Annotated in this window: 1 rRNA gene and 1 other annotated feature (1 of these 2 cut by a window edge); the gene reads right to left on the reverse strand. The window is 55.2% G+C overall.

The window, feature by feature from the left end:
* Window positions 1-5: 5 nt before the first annotated feature.
* Window positions 6-117, reverse strand: a 5S ribosomal RNA gene (gene rrf / locus HBN54_RS23125).
* Window positions 118-235: 118 nt separating this feature from the next.
* Window positions 236-1,885, reverse strand: a sequence feature (most likely nonfunctional fraction of RNA operon) (it continues 2,631 nt past the right edge of the window).

The raw sequence follows: 1,885 nt of genomic DNA on the forward strand, positions 1-1,885 counted from the left end.
TGTAAGGTTGGCGGCGACCGACTCTCCCACCGGTGAAGGCAGTACCATAGGCGCACCGGGGCTTAACGACTCTGTTCGGAATGGGAAGAGGTGAACACCCGGGCTAAAGCCACCATTGCTGGCGGGGAGTGTGCGTGTTCTGGCCCTGCTTGCGCAGGAACACACTCCTCAATAACTCGACATAAGGGGACAAAAACGAAACGTATTCTGCGCGCTCGACGCCATCCTTGCGGATGAAAAGAAGCCCTCGGCCACTTAGTACGGCTCAGCTATTCTATTTCTAGTTTTTCACCTGCCGCCTATCAACGTCGTCATCTCCGACGGGCCTTCCATTGGGAAATCTCATCTCCAGGTGAGTTTCGCACTTAGATGCTTTCAGCGCTTATCTCGTCCCAGCGTAGCTACCCGGCGCTGCACCTGGCGGTACAACCGGCGCACCAGCGGCTGGTCCATCCCGGTCCTCTCGTACTAAGGACAGGTCCTGTCAAATTTCCAACGCCCACCACAGATAGGGACCGAACTGTCTCACGACGTTCTGAACCCAGCTCGCGTGCCACTTTAATCGGCGAACAGCCGAACCCTTGGGACCTTCTCCAGCCCCAGGACGTGACGAGCCGACATCGAGGTGCCAAACCTCCCCGTCGATATGAGCTCTTGGGGGAGATCAGCCTGTTATCCCCGGCGTACCTTTTATCCTTTGAGCGATGGCCCTTCCATGCGGAACCACCGGATCACTATATCCGTCTTTCGACCCTGCTCGGCTAGTCGGCCTCACAGTCAAGCCCACTTATGCTATTGCGCTCTGCGTACGGTTACCAAGCGTACTGAGTGGACCTTTGAAAGCCTCCGATACTCTTTTGGAGGCGACCACCCCAGTCAAACTACCCAGCAGCCACTGTCTCCCGAATTACTCGGGATTAGGCATCAGGCACGGCAAGGGCGGTATTTCAACGTTGGCTCCCCGAGAACTAGCGTCCCCGGCTCAGCGCCTCCCGCCTATGCTACACATGCCGAACCCAACACCAATGGCAACCTATAGTAAAGGTGCACGGGGTCTTTCCGTCCCGTGGCGGGTACTCGGCATCTTCACCGAGACTACAATTTCACCGAGCTCACGGCTGAGACAGCGCCCAGATCGTTACACCATTCGTGCAGGTCGGAACTTACCCGACAAGGAATTTCGCTACCTTAGGACCGTTATAGTTACGGCCGCCGTTTACCGGGGCTTCGATTCAAACCTTCGCCTTGCGACTAAGTTCCCCTCTTAACCTTCCGGCACCGGGCAGGTGTCAGACCTTATACGTCCGCTTGCGCGTTAGCAAAGTCATGTGTTTTTGTTAAACAGTCGCCTGGGCCTTTTCACTGCGGCTTCTCGTCTTGCAACGAGGAAGCGACCCTTCTCCCGAAGTTACAGGTCCATTTTGCCGAGTTCCTTGGCCGTGATTCACTCGAGCGCCTCAGGATACTCTCCTTGACTACCTGTGTCGGTTTGCGGTACGGGTAATAATAGCTTTAAAACGCTTAGCAGGTTTTCTTGGCAGTCCGATTAGGCACACTATCCGCGTGACCCGAAGGTCGTACGGTACTATCAGCTTTCGGCTAGGTCCGCGTACTTAACTACGGTCCCAATACCTACGGCCTTCAACGGGCACTTCCGTCCGCCCGCGGTGCTTTCACTTCTGCGTCACTGCATCACTTGCTACCATTAGTACAGGAATATTAACCTGCTGTCCATCGAGTGCACCTTTCGGCTTCCCCTTAGGTCCCGACTAACCCAATTCCGATTAGCGTTGAATTGGAAACCTTAGTCTATCGGCGTGCGGGTTTCTCACCCGCATTATCGTTACTCATGCCTACATATGCTTTTCTCCACGCTCCAACGTGC

It is taken from the genome of Hymenobacter artigasi, from assembly GCF_012275535.1.
Classification (GTDB): domain Bacteria; phylum Bacteroidota; class Bacteroidia; order Cytophagales; family Hymenobacteraceae; genus Hymenobacter; species Hymenobacter artigasi.